Source organism: Corynebacterium frankenforstense, from assembly GCF_030211955.1.
In the GTDB taxonomy this organism is placed as follows: Bacteria; Actinomycetota; Actinomycetes; order Mycobacteriales; family Mycobacteriaceae; genus Corynebacterium; species Corynebacterium frankenforstense_A.
Map to the genome: position 1 here is coordinate 1 of NZ_JASODI010000072.1, position 264 is coordinate 264.

The following is a 264-nucleotide window of genomic DNA, read 5'->3' on the forward strand; positions in this document are numbered from 1 at the left end:
GCAAGCTTGTTGGTTTGGGCTCTTCCCGTTTCGCTCGCCGCTACTCAGGGAATCGAATTTTCTTTCTCTTCCTGCAGGTACTAAGATGTTTCAGTTCTCTGCGTCTACCTCTAATCAGCTATGTATTCACTGAAAAGTAATATCCTATAAAAGATATTGGGTTCCCCCATTCGGATATCTCCGGATCATTGCTTACTTACTGCTCCCCGAAGCCTTTCGTGGTTCGTCACGTCCTTCATCGGCTTCTAGTGCCTAGGCATTCAC

At 46.6% G+C, this 264-nt stretch carries 1 rRNA gene; it reads right to left on the bottom strand.

From position 1 onward, the window contains the following. Positions 1–264 (bottom strand): 23S ribosomal RNA (locus QP119_RS11570); the annotation flags it as partial.